We start from the raw sequence: 22899 nt of genomic DNA, 5'->3' as shown, positions 1-22899 counted from the left end.
ACAAGACATGATGAGAAACATCGCAATTCTGGCTTTTGCCTGTGTCGTCGCCCTTCTGGGGGGTGTTTGGTATCTGACCCTTCGTGGCAACGGTTCTGACGATGCATTCGCGCAGTGCCGTGCAAGCGCGGTTGCAGGTGGCAGCGCAGCGATTGGCGGGCCGTTCGAACTGTTGAACGCCAAAGGTGAAACAGTGACCGACAAAGACGTGATTACCGAACCGTCTCTCGTCTACTTCGGATATACGTTCTGCCCGGATGTCTGCCCGTTCGATGCTGCACGCAATGCCGATGCAGTGGACGTGTTGGATGAGCGTGGATACTCGACAACACCGGTATTCATCTCCATCGACCCTAAGCGGGACACGCCCGAAGTGGTCGGAGATTTCGCCTACAATATTCATGAGAAAATGATCGGCCTGACCGGATCGCCTGAGCAGATCAAAGCTGCGAGCCAAGCTTACAAGACCTATTACAAGGCGCAGGAAGGTGATGATGACTATTACCTCGTGGATCACACGACCATGACTTATCTGGTGTTGCCGGAGCATGGTTTTGTCGATTTCTTCCGCCGTGATGTGACGCCAGAGCAGATGGCGGATCGTGTCGCCTGCTTCATGGACAACAGCTGAAACTCGGCAGTGATTTGACGTTTCAGTTCCGAGACGTAATATCTCGGGAAATAAATGCGCGTGACGCTGGAAGGAAAGTGAATGGCCGAAGCAGCTCAGTCCGAGATCGGGCCTGACCCCTCGCTACTCTTGGTCGATGATGACGAACCGTTTCTGCGCCGCCTCGCTAAGGCGATGGAAAAGCGTGGATTTGCGGTTGAAACCGCAGATTCCGTGGCTTCGGGGCAGGCAATCGCAACTGCGCGGCCACCTGCCTATGCGGTGGTGGATCTTCGGCTCGAGGATGGCAATGGCCTCGATGTGGTCGAAGTCTTGCGTGAAAAACGTCCCGATAGTCGCATTGTGGTTCTGACCGGATATGGCGCAATTGCGACCGCCGTGGCCGCCGTGAAAATCGGGGCGACAGATTATCTGTCAAAACCAGCGGATGCGACTGACATCACAAACGCGCTGTTGGCAGGCGATGATGCGCTGCCACCGCCCCCCGAAAACCCGATGAGCGCAGATCGCGTGCGCTGGGAGCATATCCAGCGTGTCTATGAACTGTGCGATCGCAACGTCTCGGAAACCGCGCGTCGTTTGAACATGCACCGTCGGACCTTGCAGCGCATCCTTGCCAAGCGCAGCCCGAGGTAAGCACCCGATGAGCGCAGCCGGCGATCTTGATCCCACGCAGCTCCCTTCTCCCAAAGGGGGCTGGTCGGAGAGTATGACGGTGTTGCGCAATGTCACCGTGGTCCCGCCGGTTGAAAGCAGCATGGTTCAGGCTGCGGGTCTTCTGCGTGAAGATGGCAGCTATTGCCATGAGGGTGCTTTGTGGCGGCGGCACCGCCCGATCACGACAGAGCCGGACATGCCCAAGGAGATCACCCAGAAAATCCCTGGCCGCTGGCTTTGGGGTGGGGTGCTATGGGCGCATTTCGGGCATTTTCTTGTGGAAAGCACCGCGCGCCTCTGGGCGTTGGCCAATCTCGATGCACCGGTTGACGGGGTGTTGTTCATCCCCAAACGTCCAGCCGTGCGCGATCAGGTGCGTGGGTTTCAGTCCGAATTTGTTGGCTTGATGCAAAAAGATCTGCCGATCCGCGTGGCGGCTGACCCGGCGATGGTCGAGGAACTGGTCGTGCCCGGACAGGGGTTTGGGCTTGGTGACATCACCGAGGCCACGCCCAAATACCGCAACGCGATCCACGCTCAATTTGCGCGAGACATCAAACCCGAAGGGCCGGAGAAGCTTTATATCTCTCGTTCGAAACTGGGTTTGGGCAAGGGTGGTCTTTTGGGCGAAGAGCAGATGGAGGCGTATCTCGCGGCTGAGGGCTACGAGATTTATCATCCGCAGGAACATAGCCTTTCCGCGCAACTGGCCCGTTATAAAGCGGCGCGCAAGGTGATTGCTGCGGACGGATCGGCGCTGCATCTCTATGCGATGGTGGGACGACCAGACCAGAAAGTTGCAATGGTGCTGAGGCGTAAATCTACTGCGCATACCCTGCTCACCGACAATGTTCGCCACTTCTGCAAATGCGATCCGCTGGTGATTGGCGCCCTTCGGACGGAATGGGTGCCAAAGGACAATCAGCGCTCCAGCCGGTTGAGTTTCGGGGAGTTGGATCATTCCGTCATCGGACGCGCGCTCAAGGATGGCGGTTTCATTTCAGGTGGTGAAAATTGGCCCGTTCTGGATGATCACGCACGCCAGAGTGTCCTCAAGGACAAGGGAATCAAGAGCAATCGTTTTGTCGAGTCCCCTGCCTTCCAAAAGGCGCGGGAAGAACAAGAGCGCGCGGAACGTCGCGCCCGCCGCGCTGCGCGCCGTGCCCGCCGAGAGGCCCGCGAGGCCGCACAAAACGACGGCTGAATCTAAAGCTGGCTCAGCAATGCCTCATGACGGCTGACAAAATCTCTGCGCACCTCCACAGGGGGGCGCAGATAGATGTCCAAACCCTCAATCAATTCGGCATTTGGCCTGCCAAAGAACTTTGTCGCCTCGGATTCAGAAAATCCCGCAATCTGGACCGCTTCCATCCATGCTGAGACCTTATCTGCACGTTTGATCTGCGCTTTCACCGTTTTAGGAAGAGCTGCGGGCAGACCAAAACGGATGTGAATCGCCGAGGTGAGACGTGCGTCCAGCTCTCCATATCCGGGCCCTACTGCAGCCTTCACCGGTGAAATCATATCCCCAATGACATATTCCGGCGCATCATGCAGAAGTGCTGCAAGTTTCCACTTAACCGGAGCCTTGGGATACATGCGGCCGTGAATGATCTCCACCAGTAGTGAGTGTTCGGCCACTGAATACGCAAAATCTCCACGCGTCTGGCCATTCCAGCGGGCAACAAAGGCAAGCCCGTGCGCAATGTCTTCGATCTCGATATCAACTGGGGTCGGATCAAGCAGATCAAGCCTGCGCCCAGAGAGCATTCGTTGCCATGCACGGGGAGATTTCGCAGCCATGATGTGATCCGTGATTGTCGCGCTGCGCACTTGCTACCCCTCTCGCTGCGCGGTTGCAAACCGACATTCATTGGCAGTGCGGCCTATGTAGCCAATGCTTGGCGCTCACTGTGAGCGACAATGAGTTGAACTGGGCTTTCCTTGATCCGCAGGGCTTAGATCCCCATATTTATAGCAGAAAGGGGCACGTCCCCGACATGGCTTGTCCTTTTCCGGTGCTTACACAGGAAAGGAGAAGCACAATGTTCAAACGGCTCATATCCTCAGCATTGGTGTTCGGCATGGCTGCCATCGCGCCACCTGCTCGGGCACAAAACTGTGCCCCTCGAGAAATTGTGGTTGAACGTCTGGAACGCCAGTTCAACGAAACGCTTAGCTCTGCTGGACTGCAAAGCGGTCGTTCTCAGGATGTGATCATTGAGATCTGGTCATCATCCCAAAGCGGCACGTTCACAGTGCTGGTCTCACATCCCACAGGTCTGAGTTGCATGGTGGCTTCGGGGCATGACTACTTTATCGTTCCGGAACATAAACGGCGCAACGATCCCGCCAGTTGATCCCACCCTGTATACGAGTGGCAGATCGTATATCCTCCGGTATCGCCGAAGTGCGCCGCCATCTTCGTTGCTTATCAACCTTTGCGGTGTTACCTCCCAAAACCAAGAATCCTGTGGAAATCTCAAACGGAGCAGAAAATGGCCGGAGACTATATCGTCAAGGACATCTCGCTGGCGGGCTTTGGCCGCAAAGAGCTGGACATCGCAGAAACCGAAATGCCGGGCCTGATGGCGCTGCGCAAGGAATACGGTGAAGAGAAGCCCCTGAAAGGCTCCCGTATCGTTGGTTCGCTGCATATGACGATTCAGACCGCTGTGTTGATTGAAACGCTGGTGGCGTTGGGTGCCGATGTGCGCTGGGCGTCCTGTAACATCTTCTCGACCCAAGACCATGCTGCTGCGGTCATCGCCGAAGCGGGTGTTCCGGTTTTTGCGATCAAAGGTCAGAGCCTTGAAGAGCATTGGGATTATCTCGACCGGTCCTTCCAGTTCCCTGAAGGCCCGAACCTGATCCTTGATGATGGCGGCGATGCGACGCTCTATATTCTGCTGGGCGCACGTGCCGAGGCGGGTGAAGACGTGATCGCGGTTCCGACCTCCGAGGAAGAAGAGGTCATCAAAGCGCAGATCAAGAAGCGGATGGAACAGTCCCCCGGCTGGTTCACCAAGATGCGCGATCAGATCAAGGGTGTTTCCGAGGAAACCACCACCGGTGTGCACCGTCTCTATGAACTGGTGAAACAGGGCCAGCTGCCCTTCCCGGCGATCAACGTGAACGATTCTGTCACCAAGTCGAAGTTCGACAACAAATACGGCTGTAAAGAAAGCCTCGTGGACGGTATCCGCCGCGCCACTGACACCATGATGGCGGGTAAGGTTGCCGTTGTCTGTGGTTATGGTGACGTGGGAAAAGGCTCTGCCGCGTCGCTGAGCGGTGCTGGTGCACGGGTCAAAGTGACCGAAGCAGACCCGATCTGCGCGTTGCAGGCCGCCATGGATGGCTATGAGGTGGTCCTGCTGGAAGAGGCGCTGGATGCGGATATCTTCATCACCACCACAGGCAACAAAGACATTCTGCGCATCGAACATATGCGTGAGATGAAAGATATGGCCATCGTTGGCAATATCGGCCATTTCGACAATGAAATTCAGGTGGCGAACCTGAAGAACCACAAGTGGACTAACATCAAGGAACAGGTGGATATGATCGAGATGCCTTCGGGCAATCGGCTCATCCTGCTCTCTGAGGGACGTCTGCTGAACCTCGGCAATGCGACCGGGCATCCGTCTTTTGTGATGTCTGCCTCCTTCACCAACCAGGTTCTGGCGCAGATCGAGCTTTGGACCCGTGGCGATGAGTACGACAACAAAGTCTATATCCTGCCCAAGCACCTCGATGAAAAAGTCGCGGCGCTGCATCTGGAGCGTGTCGGTGCAAAACTGACCAAGCTGACGCCTGAGCAAGCCGCCTATATCGGTGTAAAACCCGAAGGCCCGTTCAAGCCCGAACACTACCGCTACTAAGCGACTGAATGTTTGAAGAATTGGAAAACCCGGCCACCGCGCCGGGTTTTTTCGTGATGCTGTCCGGCGCTCGTTCCGGGGGAACATCGCCCCTCCCACCATCCCGCAACGCATTTGTGATGCGCAAAGCGAAGAAAAACCCCTTTGTTGGAATATGAAATCCTCCTACCGTCAAACCACAGTAACTCTGCCAGCAGGGCAGAAGATCCAGGACAGGAGAATTTAACGATGGGCAAGCGTGAAGAGCTGATTGCACAATATGCGGATGATCTGAAGAACAAATGCGGCATGACGCCGGATATGGATCTTCTCACCAAGGTGACAATTGGTTGCGGTCCTGCGATCTATAATGCCGATGCCTCTACCGTAGCGTCGAGCCAACCGGATGAGTTGGAGACAGTGAAAAACAACTTCTTGATCAAGAAACTTGGCTTGGCAGACGGTCCAGAGCTGATGGATGCAATCAACAAGGTGATCGAGACCTATGGTAAATCGGAGCGCAACAAATACCGCGCCGTGGTATATTACATGCTGACCAAACATTTCGGCAAAGAGGCGATGTACGTCTGATCAGATCGGCCGGATAGAAACCCTAGTGTTTTAATGAGATTGTAGGATCGTAAGAATTGCACTCCTTCGCGTTCTCGGGGTAGATAGTGAGGAGACGCAACTTTTGCGAGAAAATCTCGGACGTGCACGGTGGGAGTGGGCGTTGAGTACACGAGAAGGCCGCGGCATCGCCAGCGGCCTTTTTTCGTGGCCGAACGCCAATTAGAATAGGGTCAGGATCAGCCCTATTATGGCGCATGCAAGAGCCGCGTATCCGCCGTCGATGATCGTCAACATACGTGGCCGCATGCTGTAGAGATTGTTGAGCGCGATCCAAGGCGTGATGAAAAACAACCCAATACCCAGCCCGGCAAGAAACCCTGCGCCGAGAGTTTCAATCCCGGAGAGGCTGAACACGTGACGCATCATGCCCGCGACAATCAACTGGCAGAGAAACGCGATGGCAAAAATCGCAGGAGTTTGACCCCCTTTGGGTTTCCCCTCCGCGTCACGTTCAACGCCAGAGGCTACCATCCATGGATCGGCAAGTGCGCCATAATAGGCTGCGCCTGAAGCAAATGCCGCAAGTGTCGCTACAAGTACACTGACCAGTTCCATGCCATTGTCCCTTCCTGCTGCGGTTAAGGACAACAATGCCAGATCACGCGATCCGGTCAATCGGCCTGTGTGTGTCCCATCTTGCAGATCTCATTCCACTCGGCCTCTGTCACCGGCTGGACGGAGAGCCGCGAGTTCTTGACCAGGACCATGTTTTCCAGGGTCGGGTTTGACTTGATCTGGTCCAGAGATACCGGCTGTGCAAAGGCGCGAATGGCCTTGATGTCCACGCATTCCCAGCGTGGATCATCCGTTTTGCTGTCTGGGTGCACCTCGGCGCAGACTTCGACGATCCCGACCACGGATTTTTCCTTTAGGGAATGATAGAAAAACCCGCGATCCCCCAGCTTCATCTCCCGCATGAAATTGCGGGCCTGATAGTTGCGCACGCCGTCCCATTCCTCGCCAGCATCCCCTTTGGCGACCTGGTCGTGCCAGCCCCAGGTGTTGGGTTCGGATTTGAACAGCCAATACGCCATCAGCCTATGACCTTCTTCCAGGTGATCAACTCGACCGCTTCAAAGAGACCAGCCTTGTTGTAGGGATCATTGGCAGCCCATGCATCGCCAGCGGCCATGTCTTCGACATCCAGAATAACCAGAGAACCAACCATGTCGCCGTTCTGGTCCAACAGAGGGCCCGCTTGGGCGACAACTCCGGTCTCCTCGATATAGGCAAGATGTGCCGCACGATTGTCGAGACGGGTTTGCAGATGGTCGGGTTTGTCGCGGGCAATCAATGCAATAAGCATTTTATTCCTCTTTTAGTGGTCTTTTAAGCAGTTGATCCGCAGCATCCGCGATCGTCAACCTTTGATCCAGCAAATTGGTTACCGTTTGCGTGATCGGCATCTCCAGCCCCATCACTTGGGCGGCTTTTGCCGTTGCGCGGGCGGTGGCAGCGCCTTCAACGGTGATCGACGGGTCAAAAACTTCGCCACGCCCCAGACTGAGGCCAAGGCGAAAGTTGCGGGATTGTTCCGAGCCACAAGTCAGCGTCAGGTCGCCAAATCCAGAAAGCCCGGCGAGGGTTTCCGGCCGCGCACCGCGCGCAAGGGCCAGTCGCTGCATCTCTGCGTAGCCGCGTGTCATCAGCGCCGCGCGGGCACTGTCGCCAAGCTGTGCGCCGATGACCGCACCACAGGCGATTGCGATGACGTTCTTCAGCGCGCCACCAATCTCGGCACCGACGAGATCCGTGGTGCGATAGAGCCGCAGATTGTCCGTGGAAAGGCTGGATTGTAACATCTTGCCGGTCTCGTCCGGGTCGCAGGCCAGCGTCAGCGCGGTGGGCAGGCCTTTAGCGATATCAGCCGCAAAGCTGGGGCCAGTCAGCAAGGCCGCTGTTGCCTCAGGAGCCGCTTCGCGCAGCACGGAGACCGGACCCAATCCAGTGTCGAGTTCGATCCCTTTGCAACAGGCCACCAGTGTCTTGGTCGCAAGTGCCGCGCGATGCTGCACCAGAAAGCTGCGCATTTTCTGCATCGGCACCGCAAGGAGGATCACATCATGCGCCTCGAAACAGTCAGTGTCCGAGGTGACGGTCAGGGACACGGGCAGGGGTGCGTCCGGCAGGCGGCGGGTGTTTTCGCGAGAGGCCTGCATTTCAGCCGCATGGGCCTCATCACGACACCAGAGCGTTGCAGGTGCTTTGCGCGCCAGTGAAATCGCCAAGGCGGTGCCGAAAGCACCTGCGCCGAGGACTGCGACGCTCATGCTTTCGCTCCTTTTTTCCCGCTGCCGATAAGCGCGGGGCTGGTCTGGTCCAGCGGCCAACGCGGGCGGGCCACCAGATCCATGCCATCGCGTGCTCCGGTGCGAAATCGCTCAAGTCCGGCGTAGGCGATCATGGCCGCGTTGTCCGTACATAGATTTAGGGGTGGCGCGAGGAAATCAGTCTCTAATTCGGCGCAAAGGGCCACTAGGCCAGCGCGAATTTCTGTATTGGCCGCAACGCCGCCGGCGACGGCCAGCGTAGGAATTGCGGGCGCTTCATCAAGGTAGAGTGTCAGGGCACGGCGTGTTTTTTGCACCAATGTATCGACGATAGCGGCCTGAAAACCGGCGCAAAGATCGGCGCGGTCTTGTCGGGTCAAGCCGGTTTTTTCCGTCACGATCTGATCCCGCATCCGCATTAAGGCCGTCTTCAGTCCGGAAAAGGACAGGTTGCAATCGGGGCGGTCCAGTAGGGGGCGCGGAAAACGGAACCGAGCCGGATCGCCGTGCTCGGCTTCTTTTTGCACGGATGGGCCGCCGGGTTGTGGTAGGCCGAGCAGACGTGCGGTTTTATCAAACGCTTCACCCGGCGCATCGTCAATCGTTCCACCGAGGCGCGAGAACGCCTCTGGCCCGCGCGCAATCAGATATTGGCAATGGCCGCCTGAAACCAGCAACATCAGATAGGGATAAGCGATATCATCCGTCAGCCGCGGCGTCAGCGCATGCCCTGCAAGGTGATTAACACCTACCAACGGCAGCCCTTTTGCCGCCGCGATCCCCTTTGCACACATCACGCCCGACATCACGCCGCCGATGAGCCCCGGACCTGCGGTCACGGCTATTGCGTCGAGATCATCCAGCGTCAGATTTGCCTCAGACAAGGCATCCCGCACGCAAGTATCGAGCTTTTCTGCGTGAGCGCGGGCGGCGATCTCTGGTACGACCCCTCCAAAAGCGCTGTGCAGCTCCGTCTGGCCAAAGACGACCGACGACAGGATTTCTGCAGGGGCACCGTCCTGTTGCCGCACAATGGCAGCAGCAGTGTCGTCACAGCTGCTTTCCAGTCCGAGAAGAGTGAGCGTTTGGGTCATAGGCCTACCGTTGCATCCTTTGTGCTGCGGGGCTACCACCATGAGGTGATGCAAACAATCCCGGGAGCGTGCAGGTGAACGAGAACGGGCCAGCCCTTCTGATGACGCGCCCGCGCGAGGCCGCGCAGCGGTTTGTTGAGTTATTGCCGTCTAATCTGCGCGCAAATTTACCCATCATTTATGCTCCGCTGCTGGAGATATCCGCGCTGCCGGTCATGATTGATCTTGGTGGTGTGGATGCGGTGATCTTTACCTCGGGCGAGGGGGTGAGAGTGGCTTCAGATGGTCAACCGCTGCGTATTAGAGCCTATTGCGTGGGGGAGCGCACGACGAAAGCAGCAAGACTGGCAGGATGGGACGCGCAGTATTCTGGTGACACTGCTGATGCTTTGGTCGCAGCCTTGCGGGCTGATGTGCCGGGCGGAAATCTGCTACATCTACACGGGGAATATACCCGTGGAGCAGTTGCAAAGCGCCTGTCGGATACGGGGATTTCATGCAGTGGTATGGCGATTTATCGTCAGGAACTATCTTCCTTTACGACAGAAGCTGATACGGCACTTGCGACGCAGAGGCCGTTGATCGTGCCGCTTTTTTCACCGCGCACCGCTGCGCATTTTGCCAGCTTATGTCCTGAAAATGCGCATTTGTCGCTGATTGCAATGAGTGAGCAGGTCGCCGAGGCGATGCCGCGCTTGCAAAGTGGTGCACGACACGTAAGTAAGTTTCCAACAGCTGAAGCGATGGTGGAATTGGTGTGTGATGTCGCACAGACGTGGCTTCGGGTTGAGACGGAGCCGCGTGAAGACTAGGGTCGGACCGTAGGGTGTTGAGTACGTTTGGGGAATCGGGGGAGGCCAGAGTGGCTGAAGACAAGAAAACTGGTGACATGGCAAAACCGACCCCGGAGGAGTCCAGGGACGATCGTGAGCAGGATCTCAGCACAGAGTCTGAACAGGTAAGTAAAGAGAAGGTCGAAGAGCGGCTGGCCACGGAGGAGCTTGACGACTTCGCTGAAACCGAAGTGCCTGTTTCCGAGACCGAGACCGAGACCGAGACCGAGACCGAGACCGAACAGGGCGCAACCCACGAAGAGTCAGCGCCTGTTCCTGTGATTCAAGAGCGCATCGTTGAAAAGCGCGGCGGCTTTGGGGCTGCGGTTCTGGGGGGGGTCGTAGCGGCGCTGATCGGCTTTGTTGCGGGCAAGGGTGACGTGCTCGATAGCGTTCTGCCGCCTTCTTTGCGCGGCAGCAGTGTCGATATCGAACCGTTGCAGACCGCTCAGGCGGAATTGAAATCGCAGCTTGCGGACCTTCGCGGTAGCGTTTCGGCGATCAAAGTTCCTGATCTGGAATCGATTGATGCACGTCTGTCCGCGCTTGAGACTGCTCAAGACGATGAGGACCAACCGGGGTCCGATCTTAACGCGGAAGTGGCACAAACCCTGCAAGGCCTCTCGGACCGTGTCGCAGCATTGGAAGCGCGCCCAATTACTGAAGGTGCATCCGCTGACGCAGTCGAGGCGTTTGAAACAGAACTGCAGCGTGTCCGCGATAGCCTGAGCGAGCAGCAGGCCGAAGTGAAACGCATGGTCACTGAGGCGCAAGAGATGGAGCGTGCGAGTGCGGAAGCCGCGCGCATAGCCGCTGCACAATCGGTGGTTTCACGCCTGCGCTCCGCATTGGATGCGGGTGCGCCTTATGGTGATCTGGTTGCGGAACTCAGCCGTCTTCAAGTTGAGGTGCCTGAGGATATTCAAGTCGCGGCAGACACAGGCGTTGCGACGCTGGCTGGTTTGCGCGACGGGTTCGCCCCGGCCGCCCGCGCGGCGCTTGCAGCAGCGCGAGAGGAAACCAAAGGCAGTGGTGGCATCATGGCTTATGTGAATCGTCATCTTGGTGCACGTTCCGTTGCCCCACGTGAAGGCGATGATCCGGATGCGATCTTGTCACGCGCCGGTGCCGCCGTTGAGGGCGCAGATATATCCGCAGCGCTTGATGAACTTGCAGCCCTGCCTGATAGCGCAAAAGCACAGTTGGAGGCCTGGCAAACATCGGCACGGATTCGTCTTGATGCCGAAGCCGCCACCGACGCGCTGTCGCAAAGCCTGAACGCCAACTAAGGACGTCGCCATGCTCTGGTCATTGTTGAAGATTCTCGTATTCGTCGCGATCGTTGCGCTTCTGGCCTTCGGTGCAGGCGTCCTGATGGAAACCGCCGGAGGTGTGCAAATCACCGTTGCAGGCATCGAATATACACTTGGTGCGCTGCAGTCCGTGATGGCGCTGGTTGCGCTGATGGTACTGACGTGGCTGTTCTTTAAGCTGCTGTCGTTGCTGATCGCGACGCTGCGTTTTCTGAACGGAGATGAAACGGCTCTGTCACGCTATTTCGACAAAGGGCGCGAGCGGCGTGGCTATCAGGCGTTGTCGGACAGTCTCATGGCGCTGGCTGTGGGCGAGGGGCGCACGGCGCTTTCAAAAGCTGCAAAGGCAGAGCGCTATCTTCAAGACCCGGCCCTGACGGATCTTGTGGTGGCGCAGGCCGCGGAAATGGCTGGTGACACGCATAAGGCGTCAGAGGCTTACAAACGTCTGTTGTCCGATCAATCCACCCGTTTTGTTGGCGTGCGTGGGATCATGAAACAGAAACTCTCTGAAGGGGATACCGAGACCGCACGGCAACTGGCTGAAAAGGCGCTCGCATTGCGGCCCAAGCACGAAGAGGTGCAGGACACCCTGTTGAAATTGCAAGCGCAGGCCGAAGACTGGGCAGGCGCGCGTCAGACCTTGGCAACCAAACTCAAGACCGGAACGCTACCGCGTGAGGTGTTTAAACGTCGTGACGCTGTGCTTGCGCTTTCCTCGTCCAAGGCGCTTTTGGCTGAGGAAGCCACGCCGGAACAACAAGAACAGGCCATTGAGGCCAACCGCCTCTCGCCAGATCTGGTGCCTGCTGCAGCCCTTGCCGCGCGCAGTTACATCGCAAAAGGCAAGCCGCGCAATGCGGTGCGTATTCTCAAGAAAGCATGGGAGGCGCAGCCTCATCCCGATTTGGCTCACGCCTTTGCTGAGATAGAGCCCAATGAGAGCGCGCAGGAGCGTGTGAAACGGTTCGAGACCTTGTTGCGGGTGAAACCAGACCACGATGAAACGCGTCTGGTGCGGGCAGAGCTTTTGATCGTCGCAGAAGATTTCCCCGAAGCACGTCGCGCGCTGGGCGATCTCGTGGACCGTGCGCCGGATGCGCGCGCACTGACGCTGATGGCAGCAATTGAAAAGGGCGAAGGTGGCCCCGATGCCATGGTACAGGGGTGGCTGACCAAGGCGCTTACTGCGCCGCGCGGGCCGCAGTGGGTTTGCGAGAGCTGCAATCACATCCATGCGGAGTGGGCGCCGACATGTGAAAACTGCGCAAGCTTTGACACGCTGACTTGGAAACGCCCTGAAACACCGGAATATCACTCGGCGACTGGGGCGGCGATGCTGCCATTGCTGGCGGCGCGTGCAGAGGCTGGCACCGGAGCGCTCACGATCGTTGATCCGGAGCCGATTGATGTCAGTGATGACGTCGAGATAGATCTGGATGACACTTCGGAGCCAAGCAAGGGCGACGTGAAAAGCTGAAAACCGGCTGGGAACATTGCCACTGTTCGCCTCACCAGATGAAAATACCCCCGGCCAAGCGGGACTTGGCCGGGGGTATTGCGTTTAGTCGAGGAAGCGTGTCAGCCCCAAGGAGAGCTCCGGCACGTATGTCACCAAGAGCAAGATCAGCGCGAGCACCCCAATAAAGGGCAGGTTGGTACGGGAGGTTTCCCAGATCCCGGCACGCGCAATCGAGCAAGATGTAATCAGGACCGACGCAACTGGCGGGGTCTGTTGCCCGATGGCAAGGTTCAGCGTCACCATGATGCCAAAGTGAATGGGGTCAATCCCCACCGCATTGACCAAGGGCATCACCACGGGCACCACCAGAATGATCGCCGCCGCACCATGCAGGAACATGCCCAGCACCAGCAGGAGTATGTTCAGCAGGGCCAGAACAATCAGCGGGTTGGTGGTGACTTCTGTGATCTGCGCCGCCAATTGCTGCGGGACCTGCGCTTGGGTAAGGAACAAGCCCAGAGCGGCAGATGTGGAGACCAGAAGCATCACAATCCCGGTCTGGCTGATCCCTTCGAGCATGGTTTTGCGCAGTCGTGACACATCCAGATCTCGGTAGATAAACAGACCGATCACCAATGCGGCCACAACGGCAAGCCCTGCGCCCTCGGTTGCAGTGACAAAGCCAGAGAAGATCCCGCCAAGGATAATCACGGGCATGGTGAGCGCCCAGAATGCCTCTTTGAAGGTGCGCCAGACGTGCGCGGGGTCAAACCCTTCGGCGCGCGGCAGATCGTAGCGCACCGCCAGCACCCATGTGACGAGCATCAGCAAGAAGGCCCCCAACAATCCCGGCACCACGCCTGCAACAAAGAGCTTGATCACCGAGGTTTCCGCGATTGCTCCGTACAGGATCATTGGGATTGAGGGCGGGATAATAATTGCCAGTGACGCCGATGAAGAGGTGATCGCTGCCGCCAATGTGCGCGAGTAGCCGCGCTTCTTCATCTCGGGGATCAAAACCGTGCCGGTCGCAGCCACATCAGCCACGGCAGAGCCGGAGATTTCGGCAAACACCATGGAGACACCGATATTCACCATGCCGAGCCCGCCTCGGATGAACCCGATCAGTGCGGTCACAAAATTGATAAGCCGAAGTGAAATCCCGGAAGTGTTCATCAGGTTTCCGGCCAGAATGAACAGTGGAATGGCGATCAAAGGAAAGGAGGTCGAACCCGAATAGAGCTTGATCACCATGTCGTTCAGGCTTTCGGGACCTGCGGTCAGCAGGAAACCTCCCATTGAGACAACACCGATCGCGACGGCAATCGGGACATTGATAAGGATCAGTGCGATCAGGACGATTGTGGTCAGCAGCAGGATCATTTTGCGCCCTCCTTGTCTGCCATTGCGGAATTTTCTGCTTCGGCCTCTGCGATGGCCTGTTCGATCTCGGCATGTTCCGGGTCGATCCCTTCAGCCGCAAAACGCAGGGCACGGGGGAGCGTCAACACGGTGCCGATAATCATAATGACCGAGGCAATCGGGATCACCGATTGAACGATGTCCAATGTCATCCAGCGCAGCGAGAGCAGCGAGTCCCACTTGGCCACTGCGAGCACCGCATTGCCGTACCACGCAACCACCGCGAAATAGGTGATCACCAAGAGTTCGGAAAACAGCGCCAGCGCAACGGCCAGCGGTTTTGGCAGCGCGGTTACAATGCCGGAAAATCCCATGTGCTGGCGCAGGAACACCGCATAGGCAGCGCCGAAATAAGTGAGCCACGCCAGAAGGACGCTGGCAATTTCATCGTACCACGCGGGCGACGCGCCAAGGTATCGCATGGTGGTCGAATACACGACGGACACTGCCAGGATTACCAGCAGCAATAGGCATACCGTCTCGATTGCCCGTAACAGTATACGCTCGATCATTGCGATCATGCCCATCTCCTGTCTCAAGTTGGCTCCGGCCGGTGATGGCCGACCGGAGCACATGGTTATTTCTGGGCCAGATCTTGTGCGCGGCTGACAAGCGCATCACCACCGGGCACCTGATTGGCAAAGGCTTCGTAGATTGGGGCTGACGCCGCGATAAAGGCCGCCTTGTCTGCCACATTGACCTCGACACCGGCGGCACGAACCTTATCGACCAGCTCGTTGTCGGCGGTTTCGCCCTGCTCAAGCGCCCAGTCCTGAACCGAAGCCGCAACTTCGGTGACAGCAGCTTTGACATCATCGGGCAGTTTGTCCCATGTCTGCGCGCCGCTGGTCAGATAGGTGGGCGAATAGACGTGACCGGTCAGGCTGAGGTATTTCTGCACCTCTTGGAAATTCGCACCGACAATGTTCGTCAGCGGGTTTTCCTGACCGTCCATTGTGCCGGTTTGCAGGGCAACAAAGACTTCGGAAAAGGACATCGGGGTGGGGTTTGATCCCCATTCCTTGAACATCGACACGCGCCATTCCGACGAAGGCGTGCGGATTTTCAAACCATCCAGATCGGCGGGGGTGTTGATGGGACGGGTGTTATTGGTGATCTGGCGGAACCCATTTTCCCATGTGGAGAGAACCTTTAGCCCGGCTTGCTCTGCCAGAGGAGCGAGATCGGTCTGAACAATCTCGGCATCGATGGCCTTCAGGTGCGCGCGGTCCTGCACAAGAAACGGCATGTCAAATAGCGCGAACTCTGGCGCGACATTGGTCATGATCGACGAAATTAGCGTGAAATCGACAGTACCCAGACGCAGCTTCTGCATCAGCTCTTTTTCATTGCCAAGCTGCGCATCGGCGTAAAATTCGATTTTATGCGCATCCCCAAGCTGGGCCTGCAACTCTTCGGCAAAGCGTGCGGCGCTTTTTCCTTGCAGGCTGTTTGAGGCGGCGCCCACCGCCACAACATAGGTATCCGCCGCAACAGGCGCCGCGATGGTCAGGGCTGCGGCGGCGAGGCCGGCGCTCAGTGTTTTTGTCAGGGTTTCCATGATTCTTCCTCCGTTGATCAGGAAAGTCGTGCCGCAGGCCGACGCCGTTTTGGTGGGCTAGTATAGGGCAACCGGAATGCATGAGGTGTTCCGATTTGCGCTTTACTCTCTCCTCCCTTGTTTTTGGCGCTACAGCATTTTGGCATTCCAAAACACCATTATCATGTTAAGACAGATGTCAACATGATTCGTGTTTCGGCCTGTCCCGAACACCAAGCCAAAAGAGAGAGGGGCCTTGATGACCAAGATCAAATTCGTCCGAACCCGCGTCTGGACCTGGAAAGGGCCAACGGTTCCACCGACCGGCAATTTCTGCACCAACGCCTCTGATGCCCTGTGGATCAAGGGCGATGCGATGCAGTCCTTTCGTTTTCACCAATGGCTGACTTGCGAGGTCGAATGTGAAGACGGCACCATCGGAATCGGCAATGCCGCCCTCGCGCCGACGCTGGTGAAACAGGCAATCGACGATTGGTATGCCCCATTGGTGGTGGGCGAAGATCCGTTTGACTACGCCTACATCTGGGAAAAGATGTACCGCCGCAGCCATGCTTGGGGCCGCAAGGGCATCGGCATGACAGCTATGTCCGCGATCGACATTGCGATCTGGGACCTGATGGGCAAACTGGTTGGAAAGCCGGTGTTCAAACTGCTCGGCGGACGGACCAAGGAAAAGATCCCGGTCTATTATTCTAAGCTCTACGCAGGTCCGGTTGAGGACATGCAGGCAGAGGCCGAAGAGGCGATGAAAAGCGGCTACACCGGTTTCAAGTCCCGCTTTGGCTATGGACCCAAAGATGGCATGGCGGGCATGCGTGAGAACCTAAAACGGGTCGAGGCGCTGCGCGAGGTGATCGGCTACGACACCGACCTCATGCTGGAGTGCTACATGGGCTGGAACCTTGATTATGCAAAACGCATGCTGCCCAAACTGGCCAAATATGAGCCGCGCTGGCTCGAAGAACCGGTAATCGCGGACGACGTGGCGGGCTATGCTGAACTCAATGCGATGGGGATCGTACCGATTTCCGGCGGTGAGCATGAATTCTCGGTCATCGGTTGTGCAGAGCTTATCAATCGCAAGGCCGTCAGCGTCCTGCAGTATGACACCAACCGGGTTGGTGGCATCACCGCGGCCCAAAAGATCAATGCCATCGCTGAGGCCGCGCAGATCCCGGTGATCCCGCATGCGGGTCAGATGCATAATTATCACCTGACCATGGCTAACACGAACTGCCCGATGTCAGAGTATTTCCCGGTCTTCGACGTCGAAGTCGGCAATGAGCTGTTCTACTACATCTTCGAGGGCGATCCGGAGGCGGTAGATGGCTTCCTGCAACTCGACGATGATCTGCCCGGTCTCGGCATTACGATTTCCGACAAGCATCTTCATAACTTCGAGATTACAGAATGACCAAATATTCAGGCATCTGGCCCGTCGCGCCCACCCCATTCCATCCGGATGGAACCGTTGATTACGAAGGTATGAAACGCGTGATCGACTGTATGGTCGATCAGGGCAATGATGGCATTTGCATCCTTGCCAACTATTCCGAGCAGTTCCTGATCTCAGATGAGGAACGGCGTAAGCTGACAGAGATCTCGCTGGCACATGTCGCGGGTCGGCTACCAGTGATCGTGACGGTCAGCCATTTTGCAACCCAGATCGCGGTGGAGCGCGCCCAACACGCCAAAGATCACGGCGCTGCCATGGTGATGATGATGGCCCCCTATCATGGGGCGCTGATGCGGGGCACAGCTGAACAGACCTTTGAACAATTTGCGCGCGTGGGCGATGTGGGGTTGCCGATTATGGTTCAGGACGCGCCCCTGTCCGGTGTCGATCTGCCTGTTCCGCTCTTGCTGCGCATGGCGCGCGAGATCGAAATGGTCAAACTATTCAAGATCGAATGCCCGCAGACCGCAGCCAAGCTCCGCGCACTTGTGGCAGAGGGTGGCGATGCGATTGAGGGCCCGTTTGATGGCGAAGAGGCGATCACCCTGCTGGCGGACCTCGAAGCGGGGGCCACGGGCACCATGACCAGCGCCATGATCCCTGATCAGATCAAACCGGTTCTTCAGCATTTTGCAGCCGGTGATTTGACTGCAGCCACAGAGGCTTATGCCCGCGTCTTGCCCGCAGTGAACCACGAAAATCGACAGTGCGGGTTTCGTTCGGCAAAGGCTGCGATGGTTGAGGGCGGCGTTATTGCGTCAGATTTCTGCCGTCACCCCATCGCGCCATTGCATCCGCAGACGAAGGAGGCTCTCTTTCGGTTGATCCGCCCGTTGGATCCTGTGGTTTTGAACTGGGGAAAATAACATGAGCAAAAAAGCCGAGATCTCTGACCTTGATACGAATGAACTGGAACTGGCACGTCCGCGTGCCACGCTGGTCGAGATTGCGGCTGACAAGCTGCGTGAACTGATCTTGCTGGAAAAGCTGCCTGCCGGTGCGCATATCTCGGAACGGGATCTGGCCGCAGCGCTGGGGATCAGTCGCACACCGCTGACGAAGGCGCTGACCATACTCGAGCAGGACGGGCTGGTGGAATATTCCGTCACCCGTCGCCCGCAGGTGGCCAACCCGCCCATCGAAGAGATCGAGCAGAATCTCGTGGTGATGGGCGCGTTAGAGGCCCTTGCGGGGGAGTCGGCCTGCGCCCTGATCACCGATGCTGAAATCGCGCATGTCGTTGATTGTCAGCGCCGGATGGAAGACGGTGCTGGGACGCTGCCACCGCTTGAATCGTTTCAGCTCGATATGCAAATGCACGAGGCCATCGTTCAGGCCAGCCGCAATGCGCCGCTCATCGACACCCACCGCAAATACAATGCGCGCCTGTGGCGGGCGCGTTTCCAATCGTCGCAACGCCGTTCCGGGCGCGACCAGACGCTGGCCGAACACCGTGCCATCGTCGACGCCCTGAGCCGCCGTGACGCCAAAACCACATCCGACGCCCTGCGCCATCATCTGGCCTCGGCTGTCGCCAACATCAGGAATGCCTTGCTCGAGAGCGGCGAGGCTTCGGAAACGGAGTAAACATGTCCCCACGGATAGGAGTGATCCCCGGCGATCCCAGCGGCATCGGGCCGGAACTGGTCGCCCGGCTTTTGGCCGAAGACGTCACACACGACGCGCAAATCCTGCTGATCGGCGACCGTCACGTGTTTGAAATGGGTCAGGCGCAGGCGGGTCTGTCACATGACATGACGGAAGTAGATGCCAGCCAGCAGGACTGGTCCACTGTCGAAGCCTATGCCCTGCACGAGATGACCACGATCGACCCCGACGAGGTGGTGCTGGCACAAAGCACCGAAAGCTCGGGCCGCTCCACATTGCAAGTGCTGGATCAAGCGCTGGAGTTCGTGCGCACGGGTGTGATTGATGCCATCGTCTTTGCGCCCTTCAATAAGGCGTCGATGCATTTGGCGGGGATCGGACATTCGGACGAGCTGCACTACATGGCCGAAAAACTCGGCGTGACCGGCTATATCTCCGAACTCAACACACTGGATGGTATGTGGACCAGCCGTGTGACCAGTCACATTGCCCTGCGTGATGTGGCCGACGTGATCAGCGCTGAGCGTATCGAAGACGCCACTCATCTGATTGACCGCACTCTGCGGCGGGCCGGGTATGCCCGCCCGCGGATCGCGGTTGCAGCGCTCAATCCGCACGCCGGGGATGGCGGCAATTTTGGGCGCGAAGAAATCGACGTGATCGAACCAGCGGTGCGCCAGATGGCGGGCGGGCAAATGGCCGTTACGGGCCCGCTGCCCTCAGATACTGTGTTCCTCAAAGTGACACGCGGAGAGATCGACGCGGTTGTGACCATGTATCACGATCAGGGGCAAATCGCGCTCAAGCTCTTGGGCTTTGATCGTGGTGTTACGGTACAGGGTGGTCTGCCGGTGCCGGTCACAACACCCGCCCACGGAACCGCCTTTGACATCGCAGGGCGCGGAGAGGCCGACGTGGGTGCTACCCGTGCTGCCTTTGAAATCGCCTGCAAAATGGTAAGCAACTGGCAAAAGGAGGACGCAGCATGAGCTTCGCCCCTCATGGAAAACACCTGATCGCCGGAGACTGGGTCGCCTCAGAGCAGATCTTCATGTCCGAGCCTGCAAACGGCGAGGCGCATGCCTTCAGCATTGGCACCCCTACCCTCGTAGATCAGGCCTGCCGGGCTGCGGAGGACGCGTTCTGGTCATATGGCTACAGCAGCCGTGCAGATCGTGCTGCCTTTCTCAATGCGATCGCGGATGAAATTGAGGCCCGCGCTGAGGCGATCACCCAGATCGGCACCGAGGAAACTGGCCTGCCCGAAGCGCGACTGAACGGCGAGCGAGGTCGGACCACAGGTCAGTTGCGCCTGTTTGCGGACCATATCCTTGCCGGTGACTACCTCGACCGACGCCATGATGCAGCCCTGCCGGATCGCCAGCCTCTGCCACGTCCGGATCTGAAAATGATCCAGCGTCCGATTGGGCCGGTTGCCGTCTTTGGCGCATCAAACTTCCCATTGGCATTTTCCACGGCAGGGGGCGATACAGCTGCGGCGCTGGCGGCGGGCTGTCCTGTCGTCGTCAAGGGCCACTCCGCCCATCCCGGCACCGGTGAAATCATCGCCGAAGCCATTCATGCCGCGATCAAATCCTGTGACATGCCAGCAGGTGTGTTTTCACTCATTCAGGGTGGCAAGCGCGATGTCGGGCAGACCCTCGTTCAGCACCCTTTGATTAAAGCCGTTGGTTTCACTGGCTCGCTCGGCGGCGGGCGCGCGCTGTTTGATCTTTGCGCGCAGCGGTCTGAGCCGATCCCGTTCTTTGGTGAACTTGGCAGCGTCAATCCGATGTTTGTCTTCCCCGAAGCCACAAAAGCGCGTGGCGTCAGCTTGGGCGAAGGCTGGGCTGCATCGCTTACCATGGGGGCAGGCCAATTCTGCACCAATCCCGGTATTGCCGTTGTGAGTAAGGGGCCTGAGGGGGATGCATTTGTGGAGGCCGCCGCCAAGGCACTGGCAGATGCGCCTGCGCAGGTCATGCTGACAGATGGCATCGCAGAGGCCTATCGCAACGGTAAGGCACGCATCAATGCTAGCGCCGAAGTGCGGCCCATTCTGACCAATGATAGCGAGGGACGCACTGCGCTTCCTAACCTCTTTGAAACCGATGCAGGCGCGTATCTGCAAAACAGCGCGCTGGGCGAGGAGGTCTTTGGCCCGCTGGGGTTGATCGTTCGGGTTCGGGACACTGCGGAAATGGAAACTCTGGCCCAAGGTCTGCACGGCCAGCTGACGGTCACACTGCATATGGATGAGGGTGATACAGAAGCGGCGCGCCGCCTGATGCCCCTCGTCGAGCGCAAAGCAGGCCGTGTATTGGTCAATGGCTTCCCAACAGGCGTGGAGGTCTGCGACAGCATGGTTCATGGCGGACCTTATCCCGCATCGACCAACTTTGGTGCGACCTCGGTGGGTACTTTGGCAATCCGCCGCTTCCTGCGCCCGGTATGTTATCAAAACGTGCCAGAAGGCTTGTTGCCAGAGTAACCCCGGAGCTTGCGACCACTCAAATGGGTCTATCATCCCTTGTTAGAGACAAATATGGGCCGCAGCAAAAACGCCGCTGCGGCCCGTTTATTATTCATGCCGCTACGGCAATCGCCTTTGCATTGACGAACTCAAGCATGCCAAAGCCGCCGTGCTCGCGGCCATAACCAGAATCTTTCACGCCGCCAAAAGGCATCTCTGGCGTGGCGAGGTTGAAGTGGTTCACAAAGACCATGCCGGTATCGAAATGCTGCTTTGCGAGTTGCACCGCGCGGGCGTCGTCCTTGGAGAAGATGCCACCGCCAAGGCCAAACCGGCTGTCGTTGGCGATCCGCATCGCATCCTCATCGTCGCGTGCGCGAATGATCGAGGCGACAGGACCAAATAGCTCTTCATCATAGGCGGGCTGACCGGGCGCGACATCCGTCAACACGGTCGCCGGGTAGAAATACCCTTTACCCTCCGGCACTTCGCCACCGCAGGCAATTCGTGCGCCTTTCTCGACACTCGCCTTCACCTGTTCGTGCAGTTCATCCCGCAGATCGGCGCGTGCCATCGGGCCTAGGCCAGTCTCATCTGCATTGGGATCTCCGAGGGGAACATCTGACATCGCGGCAACATAGCGCTCGACAAAGGCATCATAGACCGCATCGGTCACCACAAAGCGCTTGGCATTCACGCAGGTTTCACCGTTGTTATACAGTCGGCCAGCCACGCAGTTCTCAACAGCAACATCAAGGTCAGCATCTTCCAGCACCAAATACGCGTCGTTGGAACCCAGCTCCAGGACCGTCTTTTTCAGATGTGCGCCAGCGGTTTTGGCGATGACACTGCCGCCTTTGGCGCTACCGGTCATGGTCACACCGCGAACCAAATCATGAGCGATCAATGCGTCAGACTGGTCATGGTCAATGGTGAGAACCGTAAAGAGGTGCTCGGGAAGGCCCGCAGATTCAAAAATCTCGCGCAGAAGCATCCCGCTACCAGTGCAACTGGCGGCATGTTTCAGCAAGACTCCATTGCCCGCCATCAGATTTGCGATTGCATAACGCACGGCCTGATACGCAGGAAAATTCCATGGCTGAATTCCGTAGACCACGCCCGTCGGAGCATAGGTGATGATGCCCTGACGGCCATCCTGCAGCGAACGGTGCTCGTCTGCCAGAACCTCAGGCCCAGTGGCAGAGGTCCATTTGCAAATACCAACACAGAGATCGATTTCATCGCGGCTGTCGCGCAAGAGCTTGCCGACCTCATCTGTCATCAGCTGTGCGAACTCTTCCTTGCGGTCGTTCAAAGCCTCGCCAATCCGCACGATAACCTCTGCCCGCTCCTCAATGGGTGTCAGGCGCCATTGATCAAAAGCTGCATGACACGACTTTAAAGCGTCAAACATTTGATCGTCAGACATTAGCGGATAACTGGTCAGGGGGGCTTCGCTAAAGGGGTTCACTGTAGTGATGCTACGCTCGCTCATGGTGTGTTCCTTTCGCATGGGTTTCATCAGGACAACACGAAGGCGCACCTACCTGTTCCATGTTGTCTTAGAGGTACGTGCTGCGGAACTTTTGCGCATTCGGCGCGTTTTAGGCGGGTAACTGAGCA

Annotated in this window: 25 protein-coding genes; 15 read left to right on the top strand and 10 right to left on the bottom strand. The window is 57.8% G+C overall.

Features of this window, described 5'->3' with window-relative positions:
- Positions 1 to 7: 7 nt before the first annotated feature.
- The 3 genes from UB90_RS05285 (at position 8) to UB90_RS05275 (ending at position 2492) form a co-directional block, all read left to right on the top strand.
- Positions 8 to 631, top strand: coding sequence for an SCO family protein (locus tag UB90_RS05285; RefSeq protein WP_065325605.1), 624 nt, complete (start codon positions 8 to 10; stop codon positions 629 to 631).
- An 81-nt stretch (positions 632 to 712) separates the two neighbouring features.
- Positions 713 to 1267, top strand: coding sequence for an ActR/PrrA/RegA family redox response regulator transcription factor (locus UB90_RS05280; RefSeq protein ID WP_005627563.1), 555 nt, complete (start codon positions 713 to 715; stop codon positions 1265 to 1267).
- A 7-nt stretch (positions 1268 to 1274) separates the two neighbouring features.
- A complete protein-coding gene (locus tag UB90_RS05275) occupies positions 1275 to 2492 on the top strand; it encodes a glycosyltransferase 61 family protein (protein ID WP_065325606.1) in 1218 nt (405 codons plus the stop codon).
- Between the two features lie 2 nt (positions 2493 to 2494).
- On the opposite strand, the gene UB90_RS05270 is transcribed toward UB90_RS05275, so the two are convergent.
- The gene (locus tag UB90_RS05270) at positions 2495 to 3091 is read right to left on the bottom strand and encodes an HD domain-containing protein (protein ID WP_065325607.1); all 597 of its coding nucleotides are present in this window, start codon (positions 3089 to 3091) and stop codon (positions 2495 to 2497) included.
- Between the two features lie 242 nt (positions 3092 to 3333).
- On the opposite strand from UB90_RS05270, the gene UB90_RS05265 reads away from it, so the two are divergent.
- The 4 genes from UB90_RS05265 to UB90_RS05255 all read left to right on the top strand — a co-directional run bounded on the left by UB90_RS05265 (position 3334) and on the right by UB90_RS05255 (position 5742).
- A complete protein-coding gene (locus tag UB90_RS05265; RefSeq protein WP_065325608.1) occupies positions 3334 to 3648 on the top strand; it encodes a hypothetical protein in 315 nt (104 codons plus the stop codon).
- A gap of 138 nt (positions 3649 to 3786) precedes the next feature.
- The gene (gene ahcY, locus UB90_RS05260) at positions 3787 to 5172 is read left to right on the top strand and encodes an adenosylhomocysteinase (protein ID WP_065325609.1); all 1386 of its coding nucleotides are present in this window, start codon (positions 3787 to 3789) and stop codon (positions 5170 to 5172) included.
- Between the two features lie 8 nt (positions 5173 to 5180).
- Positions 5181 to 5330, top strand: a complete 150-nt coding sequence (locus UB90_RS22800) for a hypothetical protein (protein WP_157888760.1) — start codon at positions 5181 to 5183, stop codon at positions 5328 to 5330.
- A gap of 70 nt (positions 5331 to 5400) precedes the next feature.
- Positions 5401 to 5742: a DUF2853 family protein gene (locus tag UB90_RS05255; protein ID WP_065325610.1), complete on the top strand. Its 342-nt coding sequence runs from the start codon at positions 5401 to 5403 to the stop codon at positions 5740 to 5742.
- Positions 5743 to 5943: 201 nt separating this feature from the next.
- Here UB90_RS05255 and UB90_RS05250 read toward each other — a convergent pair whose 3' ends face one another.
- Genes UB90_RS05250 through tsaD form a run of 5 tightly spaced genes read right to left on the bottom strand, consistent with a single transcriptional unit; the run spans position 5944 to position 9148 of the window.
- A complete protein-coding gene (locus UB90_RS05250) occupies positions 5944 to 6339 on the bottom strand; it encodes a DUF1761 domain-containing protein (protein ID WP_065325611.1) in 396 nt (131 codons plus the stop codon).
- 56 nt (positions 6340 to 6395) lie between these two features.
- Entirely contained in the window at positions 6396 to 6818 is a 423-nt protein-coding gene (locus UB90_RS05245) for an EVE domain-containing protein (protein WP_065325612.1), read from the bottom strand.
- The gene (locus tag UB90_RS05240) at positions 6818 to 7090 is read right to left on the bottom strand and encodes a YciI family protein (RefSeq protein ID WP_065325613.1); all 273 of its coding nucleotides are present in this window, start codon (positions 7088 to 7090) and stop codon (positions 6818 to 6820) included. Before UB90_RS05240 ends, UB90_RS05245 begins: the two co-directional genes overlap by 1 nt.
- Position 7091: 1 nt before the next feature.
- Positions 7092 to 8054, bottom strand: a complete 963-nt coding sequence (locus UB90_RS05235) for an NAD(P)H-dependent glycerol-3-phosphate dehydrogenase (protein WP_009177992.1) — start codon at positions 8052 to 8054, stop codon at positions 7092 to 7094.
- Positions 8051 to 9148, bottom strand: coding sequence for a tRNA (adenosine(37)-N6)-threonylcarbamoyltransferase complex transferase subunit TsaD (gene tsaD / locus UB90_RS05230; protein ID WP_009177999.1), 1098 nt, complete (start codon positions 9146 to 9148; stop codon positions 8051 to 8053). The genes UB90_RS05235 and tsaD overlap by 4 nt, the downstream gene beginning before the upstream one ends.
- Before the next feature lie 74 nt (positions 9149 to 9222).
- On the opposite strand from tsaD, the gene UB90_RS05225 reads away from it, so the two are divergent.
- The 3 genes from UB90_RS05225 to UB90_RS05215 are packed head-to-tail and all read left to right on the top strand — an operon-like array spanning position 9223 to position 12774.
- Positions 9223 to 9960, top strand: coding sequence for a uroporphyrinogen-III synthase (locus UB90_RS05225; RefSeq protein ID WP_081285538.1), 738 nt, complete (start codon positions 9223 to 9225; stop codon positions 9958 to 9960).
- A 50-nt stretch (positions 9961 to 10010) separates the two neighbouring features.
- Positions 10011 to 11270: a COG4223 family protein gene (locus UB90_RS05220; RefSeq protein WP_065331912.1), complete on the top strand. Its 1260-nt coding sequence runs from the start codon at positions 10011 to 10013 to the stop codon at positions 11268 to 11270.
- A gap of 10 nt (positions 11271 to 11280) precedes the next feature.
- Positions 11281 to 12774: a heme biosynthesis protein HemY gene (locus tag UB90_RS05215; RefSeq protein WP_065324899.1), complete on the top strand. Its 1494-nt coding sequence runs from the start codon at positions 11281 to 11283 to the stop codon at positions 12772 to 12774.
- An 84-nt stretch (positions 12775 to 12858) separates the two neighbouring features.
- Here UB90_RS05215 and UB90_RS05210 read toward each other — a convergent pair whose 3' ends face one another.
- The 3 genes from UB90_RS05210 to UB90_RS05200 are packed head-to-tail and all read right to left on the bottom strand — an operon-like array spanning position 12859 to position 15739.
- A complete protein-coding gene (locus UB90_RS05210; protein WP_005616437.1) occupies positions 12859 to 14139 on the bottom strand; it encodes a TRAP transporter large permease in 1281 nt (426 codons plus the stop codon).
- Positions 14136 to 14699, bottom strand: coding sequence for a TRAP transporter small permease (locus UB90_RS05205; RefSeq protein ID WP_065324918.1), 564 nt, complete (start codon positions 14697 to 14699; stop codon positions 14136 to 14138). Before UB90_RS05205 ends, UB90_RS05210 begins: the two co-directional genes overlap by 4 nt.
- A gap of 56 nt (positions 14700 to 14755) precedes the next feature.
- The gene (locus tag UB90_RS05200; RefSeq protein WP_065324900.1) at positions 14756 to 15739 is read right to left on the bottom strand and encodes a TRAP transporter substrate-binding protein; all 984 of its coding nucleotides are present in this window, start codon (positions 15737 to 15739) and stop codon (positions 14756 to 14758) included.
- 238 nt (positions 15740 to 15977) lie between these two features.
- Here UB90_RS05200 and UB90_RS05195 point away from each other — a divergent pair, with 238 nt between their 5' ends.
- The 5 genes from UB90_RS05195 to UB90_RS05175 are packed head-to-tail and all read left to right on the top strand — an operon-like array spanning position 15978 to position 21294.
- Positions 15978 to 17153 (top strand): L-rhamnonate dehydratase, encoded by a 1176-nt coding sequence (locus UB90_RS05195; RefSeq protein ID WP_065324901.1) that lies wholly within the window; start codon positions 15978 to 15980, stop codon positions 17151 to 17153.
- The gene (locus UB90_RS05190) at positions 17150 to 18061 is read left to right on the top strand and encodes a dihydrodipicolinate synthase family protein (protein WP_065324902.1); all 912 of its coding nucleotides are present in this window, start codon (positions 17150 to 17152) and stop codon (positions 18059 to 18061) included. The genes UB90_RS05195 and UB90_RS05190 overlap by 4 nt, the downstream gene beginning before the upstream one ends.
- 1 nt (position 18062) lies before the next feature.
- On the top strand, positions 18063 to 18782 hold the full coding sequence (locus UB90_RS05185; protein ID WP_065324903.1) for a GntR family transcriptional regulator: 720 nt from the start codon (positions 18063 to 18065) through the stop codon (positions 18780 to 18782).
- A gap of 2 nt (positions 18783 to 18784) precedes the next feature.
- Complete coding sequence (locus UB90_RS05180) at positions 18785 to 19792, top strand: 4-hydroxythreonine-4-phosphate dehydrogenase PdxA (RefSeq protein ID WP_065324904.1); 1008 nt, start codon at positions 18785 to 18787, stop codon at positions 19790 to 19792.
- Positions 19789 to 21294 carry an aldehyde dehydrogenase (NADP(+)) gene (locus UB90_RS05175; protein ID WP_065324905.1) on the top strand — a complete coding sequence of 502 codons (1506 nt, stop codon included), beginning with the start codon at positions 19789 to 19791 and terminating at the stop codon, positions 21292 to 21294. Before UB90_RS05180 ends, UB90_RS05175 begins: the two co-directional genes overlap by 4 nt.
- 94 nt (positions 21295 to 21388) lie before the next feature.
- Here UB90_RS05175 and UB90_RS05170 read toward each other — a convergent pair whose 3' ends face one another.
- Positions 21389 to 22771 carry an NAD-dependent succinate-semialdehyde dehydrogenase gene (locus tag UB90_RS05170; RefSeq protein ID WP_065324919.1) on the bottom strand — a complete coding sequence of 461 codons (1383 nt, stop codon included), beginning with the start codon at positions 22769 to 22771 and terminating at the stop codon, positions 21389 to 21391.
- Between the last annotated feature and the right edge of the window lie 128 nt (positions 22772 to 22899).

Origin of the sequence: Tritonibacter mobilis (genome assembly GCF_001681715.1) — a bacterium.
In the GTDB taxonomy this organism is placed as follows: domain Bacteria; phylum Pseudomonadota; class Alphaproteobacteria; order Rhodobacterales; family Rhodobacteraceae; genus Epibacterium; species Epibacterium mobile.
This window is presented reverse-complemented; position numbering and strand designations above follow the sequence as displayed.

Bases quoted from the DNA above. Each gene is read 5' to 3' on its own strand.
- UB90_RS22800 (WP_157888760.1), top strand. From the start codon at position 5,181: ATGTTTGAAGAATTGGAAAACCCGGCCACCGCGCCGGGTTTTTTCGTG.
- UB90_RS05170 (WP_065324919.1), bottom strand. From the start codon at position 22,771: ATGAGCGAGCGTAGCATCACTACAGTGAACCCCTTTAGCGAAGCCCCC.
- UB90_RS05280 (WP_005627563.1), top strand. From the start codon at position 713: ATGGCCGAAGCAGCTCAGTCCGAGATCGGGCCTGACCCCTCGCTACTC.
- UB90_RS05255 (WP_065325610.1), top strand. From the start codon at position 5,401: ATGGGCAAGCGTGAAGAGCTGATTGCACAATATGCGGATGATCTGAAG.
- UB90_RS05270 (WP_065325607.1), bottom strand. From the start codon at position 3,091: ATGGCTGCGAAATCTCCCCGTGCATGGCAACGAATGCTCTCTGGGCGC.
- UB90_RS05175 (WP_065324905.1), top strand. From the start codon at position 19,789: ATGAGCTTCGCCCCTCATGGAAAACACCTGATCGCCGGAGACTGGGTC.
- UB90_RS05285 (WP_065325605.1), top strand. From the start codon at position 8: ATGATGAGAAACATCGCAATTCTGGCTTTTGCCTGTGTCGTCGCCCTT.
- UB90_RS05275 (WP_065325606.1), top strand. From the start codon at position 1,275: ATGAGCGCAGCCGGCGATCTTGATCCCACGCAGCTCCCTTCTCCCAAA.
- ahcY (WP_065325609.1), top strand. From the start codon at position 3,787: ATGGCCGGAGACTATATCGTCAAGGACATCTCGCTGGCGGGCTTTGGC.
- UB90_RS05180 (WP_065324904.1), top strand. From the start codon at position 18,785: ATGTCCCCACGGATAGGAGTGATCCCCGGCGATCCCAGCGGCATCGGG.
- UB90_RS05235 (WP_009177992.1), bottom strand. From the start codon at position 8,054: ATGAGCGTCGCAGTCCTCGGCGCAGGTGCTTTCGGCACCGCCTTGGCG.
- UB90_RS05250 (WP_065325611.1), bottom strand. From the start codon at position 6,339: ATGGAACTGGTCAGTGTACTTGTAGCGACACTTGCGGCATTTGCTTCA.
- UB90_RS05215 (WP_065324899.1), top strand. From the start codon at position 11,281: ATGCTCTGGTCATTGTTGAAGATTCTCGTATTCGTCGCGATCGTTGCG.
- UB90_RS05245 (WP_065325612.1), bottom strand. From the start codon at position 6,818: ATGGCGTATTGGCTGTTCAAATCCGAACCCAACACCTGGGGCTGGCAC.
- tsaD (WP_009177999.1), bottom strand. From the start codon at position 9,148: ATGACCCAAACGCTCACTCTTCTCGGACTGGAAAGCAGCTGTGACGAC.
- UB90_RS05185 (WP_065324903.1), top strand. From the start codon at position 18,063: ATGAGCAAAAAAGCCGAGATCTCTGACCTTGATACGAATGAACTGGAA.
- UB90_RS05240 (WP_065325613.1), bottom strand. From the start codon at position 7,090: ATGCTTATTGCATTGATTGCCCGCGACAAACCCGACCATCTGCAAACC.
- UB90_RS05205 (WP_065324918.1), bottom strand. From the start codon at position 14,699: ATGATCGCAATGATCGAGCGTATACTGTTACGGGCAATCGAGACGGTA.
- UB90_RS05195 (WP_065324901.1), top strand. From the start codon at position 15,978: ATGACCAAGATCAAATTCGTCCGAACCCGCGTCTGGACCTGGAAAGGG.
- UB90_RS05200 (WP_065324900.1), bottom strand. From the start codon at position 15,739: ATGGAAACCCTGACAAAAACACTGAGCGCCGGCCTCGCCGCCGCAGCC.
- UB90_RS05265 (WP_065325608.1), top strand. From the start codon at position 3,334: ATGTTCAAACGGCTCATATCCTCAGCATTGGTGTTCGGCATGGCTGCC.
- UB90_RS05190 (WP_065324902.1), top strand. From the start codon at position 17,150: ATGACCAAATATTCAGGCATCTGGCCCGTCGCGCCCACCCCATTCCAT.
- UB90_RS05210 (WP_005616437.1), bottom strand. From the start codon at position 14,139: ATGATCCTGCTGCTGACCACAATCGTCCTGATCGCACTGATCCTTATC.